This is a genomic window from Mesorhizobium shonense, from assembly GCF_040545255.1.
Taxonomy (GTDB): domain Bacteria; phylum Pseudomonadota; class Alphaproteobacteria; order Rhizobiales; family Rhizobiaceae; genus Mesorhizobium; species Mesorhizobium shonense.
Map to the genome: position 1 here is coordinate 111,826 of NZ_JBEPLM010000005.1, position 13,843 is coordinate 125,668.

Consider the following 13,843-nt stretch of genomic DNA (forward strand, 5'->3'; position numbering starts at 1 on the left):
GCGACTCGATCATCCAGCCGCCGGCAAGATCTTACCCGGGTTCATGATGTTCAGCGGATCGAGCGCCTGCTTGATCGTGCGCATGACGTCGACACCGTGACCGAGCTCATGGCGCAGGAAGCCGACCTTGCCCTGGCCGATGCCGTGCTCGCCGGTGCAGGTCCCGTCCATAGCGATCGCGCGCATGTTGAGCCTGGCGACGAATTTCTCCGCGAGCGCGATCTCTTCGGGGTTATCGAGGTCCATCAGCACCAGCACATGGAAATTGCCGTCGCCGGCATGGCCGACGATGGGTGCTACCAGCCCCATATCCGCGATGTCGGCTTCGGTTTCGGTGACGCATTCGGCGAGCCGTGAGATCGGCACGCAGACGTCCGTGGACAGGCCCTTGGCCCCCGGGCGCAGCGTCAGCGACGACCAATAGGCATCGTGCCGCGCCTTCCAGAGCTTTGTCCGTTCCTCGGCGACGCTGGTCCACAGGAACGGTCCGCCGCCCTGTTCCTCCGCGATCATGCCGAACATCTCGGCCTGCTCGGCGACGCCCGCGTCGCTGCCGTGGAACTCGACGAACAGGCACGGGCTTTCCGGGTAATCGAGCTTCGAATAATTCTTCATCGCCCGCATCTGCAGCGCGTTGACCAGTTCGATGCGCGCCACCGGAATGCCCATCTGGATGGTCGCGATCACCGTGTTGCAGGCGGCCTCCAGGCTGGGGAACGGGCAGACGCCGCCGGAGATCGCCTGCGGAATGCCTTGCAGGCGGAGCGTCAGCGCCGTGATGATGCCGAGCGTGCCTTCCGAGCCGACCAAGAGCCGCGTCAGGTCGTAGCCGGCCGAGCTTTTCTTCGCCCGCTTGCCGGTCGTCACCGCCTCGCCGTCCGCCATCACCGCCGTCAGCGACAGCACGTTCTCGCGCATGGTGCCGTAGCGCACGGCGTTGGTGCCGGAGGCGCGCGTTGCCGCCATGCCGCCGAGCGAGGCGTTGGCGCCGGGATCGATCGGGAAGAACAGGCCGGTGTCGCGCAGGTGCCGATTGAGGTCCTCGCGCGTCACGCCGGGCTCGACCGTGCAATCGAGATCCTGCGGGTTGACCGAAAGGATGCGGTTCATCCGCGAGGTGTCGATCGAGATGCCGCCGCCCGGCGCATTGGTGTGGCCCTCGAGCGAGGAGCCGACGCCGAAGGCGATGACCGGCACGCGATGCGCCGCGCAGGCGCGCACGATCTCCTGAACCTCCGGAGTGGTTTCGGCGAAGACGACCCCGTCCGGCGCCTGTGTCGGGATATAGGTCGTGGTGTGCGCGTGCTGGCCGCGGATCGCCTCGCCGGTCTGAAAACGCTCGCCGAAGCGCTGCTTCAGGATGCCGAGCACCGTGGCGATGCCTTCCTCGTTGCGTTCGACGGGATTGAGGTCGCTCAAAGCCATGAATTCCTCCGCGAATGGACCAGCGGCCGCTCTTGCTATGGAGCTATGGATGATGCCTAAAGCAATTCCAGGAAAAATGCGAAGCGGTTTTCCGTCCGGAATTGCACCAGAACAACGAGAACCTCACCAGCCACGCCCCTGTCCAGCGACGATCGAGGAAAACCAGATGACGATGCCCGCGCCTATCATTTCCAAGCCGATGGCGATCGAGAAGGACTGGATCGACTATAACGGCCATCTCAACATGGCCTATTACAACGTGCTGTTCGACCGCTGCTCGGACGAGGCCTTCGAATTGATGGGCATGGGGCCGAACTACGCCCAGGAACGCCGCCTCACCATCTACACGGCCGAAGTCCACGTCTGCTATGTGCAGGAGCTCCATCTCGACCACAAGGTGAAGGTCTCGTTCCAGCTGATCGACCACGACGAGAAGCGGCTGAGGGCCTATCAGGAAATCCGCCATGTCGACGGCTGGCTGGCCGCGACGTCCGAGCAGCTTGCGCTGCATGTCGATATGGCCGGGCCGAAGGTCGCACCCTTCCCGGCCGATGTGATGGCGCGGGTTGAAGCCATGCGCGCGGCCCATGCGGCGCTGCCGATGCCGGAGCGCGCCGGCCGCTCGATCGGCATCAAACGCAAGAGCGCTTGAAACCCGACGCGCCCGCGTTAACCTTACCAAGGTTTTAACGTGAACAAGCCATTCGAGCCCGTTGAACGACTCAGTGGCGCGTTCGAAAACCGCCGCACCGGGTTTACGCGCGGGCGGCAGGCGGAATGCGGCGCGAGGACAGTGCATGAAAACCGACATCAAGATCGAAGTGGAGCGGTTGGCGGCCGATCCGCGCATCACCGATTATGATTTCTGGCGATCGCTGAAGAACGTCGACAACGAGATCTTCCACATCGCCAACAACAACGAGCCTATCCCCTTCGATATGATCCGCTGGCGCGCGATCCTGAGGCAGGCGCGCATGAAGCGCGGTCACACCGAGCCCTCAGCGCTGCCTTAAACTGCCAAGCAGCGAGCGCGGCTCGACCGGCGAAGACTGGATGATGGCGGTGTTGGTCATCGCATAGGGAATGATCTTGTCGATCACCCGCTCCAGTTCGGCCACCGAGCCGACATGCGCCAGCGCGATGAAGCAATCCTCACCGGTCACCCGGTCGCATTGCGCGATTTCCGGCAGGTCGCGGATGATCCCGGCCACGACGGCGAGTTGCCCGGGCACCGGCCTGATCCGCAGCCATGCCGACAGCTTCAGGCCGAGCGCCGCCGGATCGATCCTCACCGTGTAGGCCTCGATCACGCCGTTCTCCTGCAGCTTGCGGATGCGTTCGGCCACGCTCGGCGGCGAGAGCCCGACCGCGCGCGCCAGCTCCGCCGTGCTGGTGCGGGCATCCTTTTCCAGAAGCCGCAGGATCTTCAGGTCCGCAACATCCAGATCGGCATTTTCATTTCGAAGGCGTTTCAAGAGAATCCTCTTTCTTCAGAAAGTGACCGGCCGTCAAAGCCATTAATCGCCCATATAAATCGCTAAGTTTGCCTGCGATAATGATCCCATGAATTCTGAAGTGCAAGTTCGCACGACAAACCGAGCCGCTGGCGGCACCGACGCTGCGCGCCCTGCCTTCGCCGGACTGGCCAATGCGCTGCCGCCGCATGTCTGGTTCTGCGTCAGCGCGATTTTCCACTATCTTGGGCCGGCTTTCGCAGTGCTGCTGTTCGCTCAGATCGGCGTGCTCGGCATGGCCTGGCTGCGCATCGCCACTGCGGCGCTGATCTTCGCGCCGCTCACCCGGCCATGGACCGTCTTCGCCCGGGCCGACCGTTCGGCACGGCTCCTGCTGTTGGCCTTCGGCGCCTGCCTGGCGGTGATGAACTGCGCGTTCTATCTGGCTCTCGACCGCTTGCCGATTTCGCTGGTCGCCGCGATCGAATTCGTCGGCACCATCGGCGTGGCGCTGGTCGGCCTTAGAAGCCGGCGCAATTTCGCGGCGCTGGCCATCGCCGTCGCCGGCACCTTGCTGCTGATCGATATCAAATGGTCCAGCGATCCGATCGGCCTGTTCTGGGCGTTTTTGAACGGCGCCTTGTTTGTCGGCTACATCGTGCTGGGCCACCGCATCGCCCAGACCGGCATAGGCATTGCCGGCCTCGGCACCGCCATGGCGATTGCTTTCCTCGTCGTGCTGCCGATCGGCTTCGACCAAGCGCTGCCGGCCTTCTCGGCGCCACAGCTTTTGATCGCCGCCATCGGCGTCGGCGTTTGCTCCTCGGTCATCCCCTATATCTGCGACCAGCTCGCCATGGCGCGGCTGCCGCGCGCCAGCTTCGCGCTGATGCTCTCGCTCCTGCCGCTCACCGCGACGCTGATCGGCATCATCGTGCTCAGGCAGGTTCCCAGCCTCACCGACTGCCTCGGCATCGCACTGGTTGTGGCAGGCGTTGCCATGCACAAGCCGGCGCAGGAGTGATCCGGCGCCGTCGAGGTGTGTTGAGATTCAGGTCAGGCCGAGCCGAGAATGGTGGTTTCCGAGAACCGGAGCGGAGCGTACTTCAAGTACGTGAGCACCGGAAGCGCAGGAAGCCGCCATTCGCAGGCCGGGCTCACCTGAATATCAACACACCTCAGGCCAGCTTCTCTTTCAGAAACGCGACTGTCCGCCCCCAGGCGAGATCGGCCGCCTTCTTGTTATAGCGGGCGGCCGAGGTGTCGTTGTTGAAGGCGTGGTTGACGCCGTCATAGACATAGACCGTGTATTCGACATGCGCGGCGTCGAGCGCCTTCTTGTAGGCATCGATGCCGGCGTCGATGCGTTCGTCCAGCCCAGCATAGTGCAGAAGCAATGCGGCCTTGATCTTCGGCACGTCCTCGGCTTTCGGCTGCATGCCGTAATAGGCCACGCCGGCGCTGAGGTCCGGCGCATTGACGGCGAGCGTGTTCACAGTGCCGCCGCCCCAGCAGAAGCCGACCGCGCCGACCTTGCCGTTGCCGTCTTGGTAAGCCTTGAGGTACGCGACTGTAGCTACACCGTCGGCCGCGACCTGTTTGGCGTCGAGCTTGGTGAACATGTCGCGCGCCTTGTCCTCGTCGGCGGGCGTGCCGCCGAGAGGCGACAGGAAATCAGGCGCCAGCGCGACAAAACCTTCCAGCGCCACGCGCCGCGCGACATCGCGGATATGCGGGTTGAGCCCCCTGTTCTCATGGATGACGATGACCGCTCCCGCCTTGCCGGATTGACCTGCCGGGTTGACCAGATAGGCCTTCATTTCGCCGTTGCTGCCGGGATACGTGACGTCCCCGCCTTTCACGCGCGGGTCGTCCTCGGCAACGACCGCCGCCTTGGCCGAATTCGCTGCCAGCATCGGCACGATCGCCGCGGCCGCCGCGCCCGATCCGGCGAGGCTGGTCAGTTGCTCCATGAAGCGCCGTCGGTCGAGGGTCAGATGCGTGTACTCGTCATAGGCATCGATCATCGCCTGGGTGATGATGGGTTTGCTGGCACGTTTGGTCATGGCTCTCCTCGACGTCCACACAGGGTTGACGCGCAAGATAGGGTTGAGGCTTGCACGGTCCAGTCACGGACGGATGACGATTTGGTGCGCCCGAACGCATGCGTCGCAGCACGATGAGCACCTTGGGGGCGAGCCATCACATTTTGGTCATTTCCGAAAGCCTTGATGGAGCTGTCACATAAGCAAGGAAGGCTGCCGATGCTGCTCGCCAATCCATGCGACAAAAAGGGGAATGCCATGAACGTCCAGGACATCTTGAACACCGTCTCGCAAAAGGCAGGACTCGACCAGCCAACCACCGAGAAGGTCGTCGGCACCATTTTCTCCGTGCTTGAACACGAAGCGGAAGGCACCAGCATTTCTTCGTTCTTCGATAAGATCCCCGGCGCCGATGCGCTGGCACAGAAATATGATGTGATGGCCGCCGGCGCCGCGCCCGGTTCAGGCGGCGGCTTGCTGTCGTCGCTGCAGGGCGCGCTTGGCGGCGTGCTCGGCGAAAAGGCCGGCGCGCTGATCAACGGCGTCGCGGTGCTTAAGGAGTCCGGCCTCGACATGGCGCAGATCCGTCAGGCCGGCGAGACCCTGATCAAGCAGGCCGAGGCAGCCGCCGGCCCGGATCTCACCAACCAGGTGCTCGGCCAGGTGCCCAGCCTGAGGGGCCATCTGGGCCTCTGAACGGACGGGCGCAGCTTCACTACTTCGGCAGCGTGTAGGCCATCACATAGTCGCCCGGCTTGGTGCCGACCGAGCCGTGGCCGCCGGCAACGATGACCACGAACTGGCGGCCGTCGCCGACCGTGTAGGTCATCGGTGTCGACTGCCCGCCCGCCGGCAGCCTTGCCCGCCAGAGCTGTCGGCCGGTGGTGAGATCGTAGGCGCGTAGATAGTCGTCGACCGCCGCGCCCAGGAAGGCGACGCCGCCCGCCGTGATCATCGGCCCGCCGATGCCGGGAACGCCGACCTTGAACGGCAGGGGCAGCGGCGTCATGTCGTAGACCGTGCCGTTGCGATGCTTGTAGGCGATCTGACCGGTCCTGAGATCGACGCCGGCGACATAGCCCCAGGGCGGCGCCTGGCAAGGAATGCCGAGCGGCGACAGGAACGGTTTCAGCACCACCGCGTAAGGCGCGCCCTCGTTGCGGTTGAGCCCCTGCTCGCTGCCTTTGGTGTTGTCGCCCGGCGGCGGCACGTCCGCGCGCGGAATGAGCTTCGAAATGAAGGCGAGATAGGTCGGCATGCCGAACATCACCTGCCGCACCGGGTCGACCGCGACGCCGCCCCAGTTGAAGACGCCGAAATTGCCAGGATAGATCAACGAGCCCTGCAGCGAGGGCGGCGTGTAGCGTCCCTCGTAGCGCAGTTTCCTAAGCTCGATCCGGCACAGCAGCTGATCGAACATGGTGATGCCCCACATGTCGGCGCCGGTCAGCGGCTTGGGATTGAACGACAGGTCCGAGGCCGGCTGTGTCGGCGAAGCGTGGTCACCTTCGATCGCACCGCCCGGCGCCGGCATCTCCTTCACCGGAATGATCGGCTCGCCGCTGCGCCGGTCGAGCACATAGAGGTCGCCCTGCTTGGTCGGCCCGATCAGCGCCGGCACGATCGCGCCGCTGGCCGAGGTGATGTCGACCAGCGTCGGCTGGGCCGGCACATCCATGTCCCACAAGTCGTGATGCACCAGCTGGCGAACCCAGCGCAACTGCCCGGTGTTGAGGTCGAGCGCCGTGATCGAGGACGAGAATTTCTCGACGTTGGCGCTGCGGCCCATGCCGAGCTGGTCGGGCGTCTGGTTGCCGAGTGGCAGGTAGAGCAGGCCAAGCTTCTCGTCGGCGCTCGCTGTCGACCACATGTTGGGCGAGTTGTTGGTGTAGTTTTGCCCCGCCGGCAGCGGCGTCGTCTGGTCCGGATTGCCTGAATCCCAGTTCCACAGCAAAGCGCCGGTGCCCGCGTCGTAGGCGCGGATGACGCCCGACGGCTCCTCGGTCGAATAATTGTCGTTGACCGCCCCGCCGACGATGATCTTGCCGGCGACGATCAGCGGCGCCGAGGTCGAGTAATAATAGCCGGACTTCGGATAGGGCATGTTGGCAAGCAGATTGAGCGTCCCGCCTTCGGCAAAGGACGGACACACTTGGCCGTTGGCGGCATCGAGCGCAATCAGCCGCGCATCCGACGTCGGCAGATAGATGCGCGCGGCGCAAGGCTGTCCGGTCGCGACCTTGGCGTCGGCGTAGTAGGATACGCCGCGGCAGGTCTGGTGCTGGCGATTGCTGTCGACCTTGATCTTCGGGTCGTAGCGCCATTTCTCCTTGCCGGTTGCGGCATCGACGGCGATGGCGAAATTGTGCGGCGTGCAGATGAAGAGCGAATCGCCGATCTTTAGCGGCGTCACCTGGTAGGTTGTCTCCTCGATGTCGTCGGGACCTTTCACATCGCCGGTGCGGTAGGTCCAGGCCGGCTGCAGCCTGGCGACATTGTCGGGCGTGATCTGGTCGAGCGGCGAATAGCGCTGGCCGAACGGCGTGCGGCCGTAGAAGTACCATTCGCCGGCCGACATATCGGCGCCGAGATTGGCAGTCGGCGTCACCTTGTCGGTGTCGAGCGTGCCGCCGATGTCTTCCGGGTCGACGGTCATCGAATAACCGGCCACCGCGAGCGAGGCCAGCACCGCCAGGATCAACGGGGCGCGTCCGTCCGGGCCCTTGAGCGCTCGTCTGACCCATGGCGTCAGCAGCCAAAGTGCGACAAGCACAATGATGCCGCCGCGCGGGCCGAGCTGCCACCAGTCGAAGCCGATCTCCCACACCGCCCAGCATAGCGTGCCGAGCACAAACGCCGCGTAGAGCCAGAGCCCCGTCGACCTGCGGCGGAAGATAAGAAAGGCGGTGACCAGGAAAGCGAGACCCGCGATCGCATAGTACCAGCTGCCGCCCAGCGAAACCAACCAGATGCCGCCGCCGCCAAGCGCCAGGCCGATGAGGAGGAGGACGAGGGAGGTGATGGTGACAGCCAAGACGATACTCCTTCGACTGTTGCGCGGTTGCGGCGCCTCTCAGGCAACGGCATGCCGTCCCTGCCCTGTCGGCAGCTTTCCCTCACCGGCAGCGCCTGTCAAGCGAACCGGAGCAGCGCAAAAATGGAACAAAACGTAGACACTTCTGGCCTTTCGCCGCCGAATCACTACATTCGGGGCGATGTCCGGCTTTTCGGAAGACATGCCCTTCTTTGACGAACCGAATGCGCGGCCCGCTGCCCCGTCCGGCATTGCCGCGCGCGCCATGGCGGCCCGCAGCGCGCAGAACCGCGCGGCCGACTACCTCAACGGCCTCAATCCCGAGCAGCGGCTCGCTGTCGAAACAACTGAGGGTCCGGTCCTGGTGCTGGCCGGCGCCGGCACCGGCAAGACGCGGGTCTTGACCACGCGCATCGCCCACATCCTTGCCACCGGCAGGGCCTACCCTTCGCAGATCCTCGCCGTCACCTTCACCAACAAGGCCGCGCGCGAGATGAAGCAGCGCATCGGCATCCTGATTGGCGACGAGAATGTCGAGGGCATGCCCTGGCTCGGCACCTTCCACTCCATCGGCGTCAAGCTCTTGCGCCGCCACGCCGAGCTTGCCGGGCTGAAATCCGATTTCACCATCCTCGACACCGACGACGTGGTGCGGCTGATCAAGCAGCTGATCCAGGCCGAGAACCTGGACGACAAGCGCTGGCCGGCCAAGCAGTTCGCGCAGATGATCGACAACTGGAAGAACAAGGGCCTCGGCCCCGATGAGATTCCGGAAGGCGATGCGCGCAGCTTCGGCAACGGCAAGGGCCGCCAACTCTACAAGGCCTATCAGGAACGGCTGCAGACGCTGAATACCTGCGACTTCGGCGACCTGCTCTATCACCCGATCCGCATCTTCCGCGCCTATCCGGACGTGCTGAAGGACTATCACCGCAAGTTCAAATACATCCTGGTCGATGAGTATCAGGACACCAACACCGCGCAGTACATGTGGCTGCGACTGTTGGCGCAGCGGCCGCAATCCTCCCCCCTTGAGGGGGAGGTGCCCGCGAAGCGGGCGGAGGGGGTTGCCGCAGAAGGCACCGCCCAGTCATCAAACGCCAGGGCGTCGAGCACTGCCGCGAGGACCTCACCCGACCGGGCTTCGCCCGGCCACCCTCCCCTCAAGGGGGAGGGAAACCGGCGCCCGTCCCCCGTAAATATCTGCTGCGTCGGCGACGACGACCAGTCGATCTATGGCTGGCGCGGCGCCGAGGTCGACAACATCCTGCGCTTCGACAAGGATTTTCCGGGCGCCACCATCATCCGGCTGGAGCGCAACTACCGCTCGACGGCGCATATCCTTGGCGCGGCCTCGCATCTCATCGCCCACAATGAGGGCCGCTTTGGCAAGACGCTGTTTACCGACCGCGACGACCCCGAGGACGACAAGGTGCATGTCCATGCCGCCTGGGACTCGGAGGAAGAAGCGCGCGCCGTTGGCGAGGCGATCGAGGCCTATCAGCGCCCCGACAGACAAGGAAATCGGCACAATCTGAACGACATGGCGATTCTCGTCCGCGCGTCCTTCCAGATGCGCGCCTTCGAAGACCGCTTCATCACGCTCGGCCTCAACTACCGCGTCATCGGCGGTCCGCGCTTCTACGAGCGGCTGGAAATCCGCGACGCGCTCGCCTTCTTCCGCGTCGTCGCCAACGGCGGCGACGACCTCGCCTTCGAGCGCATCGTCAACGTGCCGAAGCGCGGCCTCGGCGAAGCCACCATCCGCCAGATCCACGATACGGCGCGCGCCATGCGTATCCCGATGCTGGAGGCAGCCGCGACGCTTGCCGAAAGCGACGAGCTGAAGCCGAAGCCGCGCGCGGCGCTGCGCGAGGTCGCGGCCAATTTCGAACGCTGGCAGAAGGCGCTGGAAACCACGCCGCACACCGAGCTTGCCGAGACCATCCTCGAGGAGAGCGGCTACACCGACATGTGGAAGAACGACCGTTCGGCGGAAGCGCCAGGGCGGCTGGAGAATCTCAAGGAGCTGATCCGCTCCATGGAGGAGTATGAATCGCTGCGTTCCTTCCTCGAGCATGTCGCGCTGGTCATGGAGGCCGAGCAAGGCGAGTCGCTCGATGCCGTCTCGATCATGACGCTGCATTCGGCCAAGGGCCTCGAATTCGAGACCGTCTTCCTCCCCGGCTGGGAAGAAGGCCTCTTCCCGCACCAGCGCGCGCTCGACGAAGGCGGCCGCTCCGGACTGGAGGAAGAGCGCCGCCTCGCCTATGTCGGCCTGACGAGGGCGAAAAAGAACCTGCACATCTGGTTCGTCTCTAATCGCCTCATCCATGGGCTGTGGCAATCGACGATCCCGTCGCGCTTCCTCGACGAATTGCCGGAGACCCATGTCGACGTCGCCGACGGCGGCAATTCCTATGGCGGCTACGGCAATCCCTATGGCGGCGGCTCATTCGCCTCAGGCCGTGGCGGCGGCCGGCAAAATCCCTATGGCGCCTCGCGCTTCGACAATATCGGCGCCAAGGATCAGGGCAGCTTCTCCAACATCTATGCGACGCCCGGCTGGCAGCGTGCGCAAGCGAACCGCACCGAGGCGACCGACCGCAACTGGGGCACTCGCTCCGGCCACCAGGTCGAGCGCATCGGCTATGGCGAGACCGACTCTGGCTACGGCGCCGGCCGCACCAGCGTGAAGGGCCGCACCATCGAGGGCGAGCTGGTCGCCAAATCCGTCGCCGACACCCCGTCCGCCTTCAAGCTCGGCGACCGCGTCTTCCACCAGAAATTCGGCAACGGCAACATCGCGGCAATCGACGGCAACAAGCTGACCATCGACTTCGACAAGGCCGGCCAGAAACGCGTGCTGGACGGATTCGTCACCGGCGTTTGAGCAGTCCCCTCAACGATACCGCGCCTGGTTCCATTTGTGGCCGAGCAGCGACAGGATGATGATCAGCCCGTTGAAGAACTGCACGTAGAAGCCGCTCAGGCCCGCCGCCACCACGCCGGTCTGGATGAACGACACGGTGACCGCGCCGATCGCGCCGCCGACCACCGTTCCGATGCCGCCCCAGGTCGGCGTGCCGCCGACGAACACCGAGGCCAGCACCGGCAGCAGATAGCCGTCGCCGGCTGTCGGCCACCAGGTGAAATTGATCATCACCGAGAAGGTGCCGGCGATCGCGGCGCCGATGCCGACGAAGACGAATACCTTGACCCGCACGCGCTTGACGTCGATGCCCATCTGCCTGGCGCTGTCCGGATTGTCGCCGACCACCTTCACCTGCGCGCCGAAGCGATGGCGATTGTAGAGCAGCGCGGAAAAGACGACGAAGGCGATGGCCCAGAAGATCTGCACCGGGATGCCCCAGAGCTGGCTGGAGAAGATCGCGTAGGCTGAGCTGTCGGCAAGGCTGGTCAGCGCCGTCGACTTGCCTTCATTGATGATCTGGATCAGGCCGCGCAGCAGGAAATTCATGCCGAGCGTGGCGATCAGCGACGACAGCCCGCCATAGACCACCAGCGATCCGACCAGGAAGCCGAGCAGCGTGCCGGTGACGAGCGCCGCCGCGATGCCGAGGAACGGATCGTAGCCGGCCTGCACCACCAGCGCGAAGACCCATGAGGCGAAACCCATCGTCGCCGGGAACGACAGGTCGATCTCGTCGCAGGTGACGACGAAGACCAGCGGCACGACCACGAACAGCGCCACGGGGAGCGTTGTGAGCACGGAGCTATAGAGATACCAAGTGGTGAAGACGGTGGGGTTGGCGATCATGAAGATCGCCATCATGACGATGAACACCGCGAGCGAGCCGAGCGCCGCGCGATTGTCGAGGACGAAGCCGCGCAGCCAGTGATCGGAGGGATGGCTCCACTCCTTGCTTGATTCCTTGGCTGTCGGGCCGCTTGCCCTTCCCAGAGGCGTTTGCAGATCGGGTTCCATGGCCTTGCTCATTGCGCTGTCTGCTCCGCTCCGTCTGCCTCGTGCAGCCCCGGCAAGCCGTCGGGATGCGCGATGTCTTCCATGAAGTCGATGAGGTCGTCGGCCGACTTGACCTCGCTGCGGTCGGCCGTCAGCGCCACCTTGCCGCGGTCGAGCACCACGAAGCGGTCGGCGATGTCGAAGACGTGGTGGATGTTGTGGCCAATGAAAAGGATTGAGCGGCCGCTTGCCCGCACCTGGCGCACGAAGTGGAAGACCTTGGCGGTCTCGGTCAAGGACAGCGCCGTCGTCGGCTCGTCGAGAATGATCAGCTCAGCCTGCTTGTAGATGGCACGCGCGATCGCCACGCCCTGGCGCTCCCCGCCCGAGAGCTGGCCGACGATTGACTGCGGCGTGAAGACTTTCGAGGTGAAGCCGATCTCGCGCATCAGCCGGCTCGCCTCCTTGATCTCCTTGCCGACCTTCAGCCAGCCGAGGAAGCCGGTGAGCTCGCGACCCATGAAGATGTTGCGCACGATCGTCTGCTGCACGGCCAAGGCCCGGTCCTGGAACACCGTCTCGATGCCGGCGTCGCGCGAGCGCGCCGCGCTCCATCCGGTGACCGGCTCGCCGCGCACCAAAATCTCGCCGCTGGTCGGCTTGACCACGCCGGACAGGATCTTGATCAACGTCGACTTGCCGGCGCCGTTGTCGCCGATCAGGCCGACCACTTCGCCCCGGTCGACGCTGAGGTTGACGCCGCCCAGCGCATAGACCTGGCCGTAGGATTTCTTGATGTCGCGCAATTCGATGATGCGTTCGGCCATGGCAATCCTCGCTTGGTTGTGCCGGCGCGTCACCGGCGGTCATGCCGGCCGGGACAGATTCCGGCCGGCAGCTCGGGAGGTCAGCGCAATGCCTGCTTGGCCAGCTCGGAGACGACCTGATAATTGTCCGGCGTGACGAAGCCGGCGCCGGTGTCGACATTCATCGGCGCCAGGCCGAGCACCACCTGCTGGCAGAGGCTCAAGATCGGCAGATAGCCTTGCAGGAACGGCTGCTGGTCGGCGGTGAGTTGCACCCAGCCGCCCTTGAAGCCTTCGACGATCTGCGGGCTGGTGTCGAAGCCGAAGTTGAAGATGTCGCCGGGCTTGCGTCCCGCCGCCTGCATGTAGGTGGCGACATTGCCGAGCATCTGTCCGCCGGGATAGCCGACCGCCTTGACGTCGGGATGGTTGAGCAGTGCGGCCGTGATCACCGGAATGGCGAGGTTGGGATCGGACGCCCATTCGCCGCTCGGCGGCGAGGAAAGCTGGATCACCTCGACGCCCGCTTCCTTCAACGCCGCGACTGTGCCGCGCTCGCGGGCGCCGCGGTTCTCGTTCTCGAACGGGCCGATCATGATCGCCTTGTCGCCGGCCTTGAGCTTGCCGAGCTTGAACGCCTCGGCGCCGAGCGCGCGGCCCTGCTGCTCCTGCTGCGCGCCGACATAACCGCCGCCGAACGCCGCCACTACCTTCGTCACCGGCACGTTCTGGTACATCATCTTGATGCCGTCCTTATGCGCCTGCTCGGCCAGCGGCATGATCGCGGCATCGCCCGGATGGCCCATCATGGCGATGCCGTTCGGCTTGACCGCCACTGCCTCGCGCAGTTGCTGCACCATCTTCTCCGCGTCCCACTGGGAGAATATGTAGTCGACCTTCGGTCCGAGATCGGCGGCCGCCTGCTTGGCGCCATTATAGACGATGGTGCCGAAAGCGTCGCCCTCGGCGCCGCCGACGAAGAAGCGGATATGGACGTCCTTGCACCATTGCGCGTCGAGCGCCTGGGCCGGCAAGGTCGAGATCGAGGCGCAGAGTGCCGCGGTAGCCGCCACGACGCTCGAGCGCAGAACAGTCCTTCTGGTCATGATGCTCATGCACGTTCCTCCCTTTTGTCCCTCGCACCGGAGGGT

At 64.7% G+C, this 13,843-nt stretch carries 12 protein-coding genes; 5 read left to right on the plus strand and 7 right to left on the minus strand.

Going from position 1 to position 13,843, the window contains the following annotated elements; all coding sequences use genetic code 11:
- Window positions 1-9: 9 nt before the first annotated feature.
- On the minus strand, window positions 10-1,425 hold the full coding sequence (locus tag ABID26_RS15295; RefSeq protein ID WP_354415932.1) for an FAD-binding oxidoreductase: 1,416 nt from the start codon (window positions 1,423-1,425) through the stop codon (window positions 10-12).
- 166 nt (window positions 1,426-1,591) lie between these two features.
- Between ABID26_RS15295 and ABID26_RS15300 the strand changes: the two genes are divergently transcribed.
- Together ABID26_RS15300 and ABID26_RS15305 are read left to right on the plus strand one after the other, a co-directional pair.
- On the plus strand, window positions 1,592-2,077 hold the full coding sequence (locus tag ABID26_RS15300; protein ID WP_292298618.1) for a thioesterase family protein: 486 nt from the start codon (window positions 1,592-1,594) through the stop codon (window positions 2,075-2,077).
- A 145-nt stretch (window positions 2,078-2,222) separates the two neighbouring features.
- Window positions 2,223-2,438 (plus strand): hypothetical protein, encoded by a 216-nt coding sequence (locus ABID26_RS15305; RefSeq protein WP_040970020.1) that lies wholly within the window; start codon window positions 2,223-2,225, stop codon window positions 2,436-2,438.
- On the opposite strand, the gene ABID26_RS15310 is transcribed toward ABID26_RS15305, so the two are convergent.
- Window positions 2,424-2,900: an Lrp/AsnC family transcriptional regulator gene (locus ABID26_RS15310; RefSeq protein ID WP_292298616.1), complete on the minus strand. Its 477-nt coding sequence runs from the start codon at window positions 2,898-2,900 to the stop codon at window positions 2,424-2,426. The genes ABID26_RS15305 and ABID26_RS15310 overlap by 15 nt on opposite strands.
- A gap of 88 nt (window positions 2,901-2,988) precedes the next feature.
- On the opposite strand from ABID26_RS15310, the gene ABID26_RS15315 reads away from it, so the two are divergent.
- Complete coding sequence (locus ABID26_RS15315; protein ID WP_292298614.1) at window positions 2,989-3,903, plus strand: EamA family transporter; 915 nt, start codon at window positions 2,989-2,991, stop codon at window positions 3,901-3,903.
- Between the two features lie 154 nt (window positions 3,904-4,057).
- On the opposite strand, the gene ABID26_RS15320 is transcribed toward ABID26_RS15315, so the two are convergent.
- Window positions 4,058-4,945, minus strand: a complete 888-nt coding sequence (locus tag ABID26_RS15320) for a dienelactone hydrolase family protein (protein ID WP_292298612.1) — start codon at window positions 4,943-4,945, stop codon at window positions 4,058-4,060.
- 237 nt (window positions 4,946-5,182) lie between these two features.
- On the opposite strand from ABID26_RS15320, the gene ABID26_RS15325 reads away from it, so the two are divergent.
- Window positions 5,183-5,620, plus strand: a complete 438-nt coding sequence (locus tag ABID26_RS15325) for a hypothetical protein (RefSeq protein WP_126099457.1) — start codon at window positions 5,183-5,185, stop codon at window positions 5,618-5,620.
- A 19-nt stretch (window positions 5,621-5,639) separates the two neighbouring features.
- Here the strand turns inward: ABID26_RS15325 and ABID26_RS15330 are convergent, their stop codons facing one another.
- Entirely contained in the window at window positions 5,640-7,958 is a 2,319-nt protein-coding gene (locus tag ABID26_RS15330) for a glucose/quinate/shikimate family membrane-bound PQQ-dependent dehydrogenase (protein WP_292343424.1), read from the minus strand.
- Between the two features lie 181 nt (window positions 7,959-8,139).
- Here ABID26_RS15330 and ABID26_RS15335 point away from each other — a divergent pair, with 181 nt between their 5' ends.
- The gene (locus ABID26_RS15335; RefSeq protein WP_354415933.1) at window positions 8,140-10,851 is read left to right on the plus strand and encodes an ATP-dependent helicase; all 2,712 of its coding nucleotides are present in this window, start codon (window positions 8,140-8,142) and stop codon (window positions 10,849-10,851) included.
- Between the two features lie 9 nt (window positions 10,852-10,860).
- Here the strand turns inward: ABID26_RS15335 and ABID26_RS15340 are convergent, their stop codons facing one another.
- The 3 genes from ABID26_RS15340 to ABID26_RS15350 form a co-directional block, all read right to left on the minus strand.
- Entirely contained in the window at window positions 10,861-11,919 is a 1,059-nt protein-coding gene (locus ABID26_RS15340) for an ABC transporter permease (RefSeq protein ID WP_292298606.1), read from the minus strand.
- Window positions 11,916-12,713: an ATP-binding cassette domain-containing protein gene (locus tag ABID26_RS15345; protein WP_292298604.1), complete on the minus strand. Its 798-nt coding sequence runs from the start codon at window positions 12,711-12,713 to the stop codon at window positions 11,916-11,918. The genes ABID26_RS15340 and ABID26_RS15345 overlap by 4 nt, the downstream gene beginning before the upstream one ends.
- A gap of 80 nt (window positions 12,714-12,793) precedes the next feature.
- Window positions 12,794-13,807: a substrate-binding domain-containing protein gene (locus tag ABID26_RS15350; protein WP_292298603.1), complete on the minus strand. Its 1,014-nt coding sequence runs from the start codon at window positions 13,805-13,807 to the stop codon at window positions 12,794-12,796.
- Between the last annotated feature and the right edge of the window lie 36 nt (window positions 13,808-13,843).